1 pseudogene is annotated in these 564 nt (G+C 47.0%); it reads left to right on the top strand.

The features are described from left to right. Positions 1–564: pseudogene (locus GMD1S_RS10795) on the top strand (UDP-glucose--hexose-1-phosphate uridylyltransferase); the annotation flags it as partial.

Below are 564 nucleotides of genomic sequence, written 5' to 3'. Positions count from 1 at the left end.
GGCTTCCAGTATTCGCCCTATGCTTATTTTAATGAGCACTGTATTTTCTTAGACGGTCAGCATCGACCTATGGCCATTAGTCGTCAGAGTTTTGAGCGTCTGCTGGCGATTGTAGAGCAGTTTCCTGGCTATTTTGCAGGCTCTAATGCCGACCTGCCAATTGTGGGGGGCTCTATTCTAACTCATGACCACTATCAAGGAGGCCGTCACGTATTTCCTATGGAATTGGCTCCTTTGCAAAAGACTTTCTGTTTTGCTGGTTTTGAGCAGGTCAAGGCTGGGATTGTTAAGTGGCCAATGTCAGTGCTACGTTTGACTTCAGATTCCAAGGAGGATTTGATTAACTTGGCTGACAAGATTTTACAGGAATGGCGACAGTATTCAGACCCTGAAGTCCAGATTTTAGCAGAGACAGACGGGACACCGCATCACACCATCACACCGATTGCTCGTAAACGCGATGGACAGTTTGAGTTGGACTTGGTCTTGCGGGACAATCAGACATCGCCAGAACATCCTGATGGCATCTATCATCCCCACAAGGATGTCCAACATATCAAGAAG

The organism is Streptococcus sp. GMD1S, assembly GCF_000296875.1.
GTDB lineage: Bacteria > Bacillota > Bacilli > Lactobacillales > Streptococcaceae > Streptococcus.
This window is presented reverse-complemented; position numbering and strand designations above follow the sequence as displayed.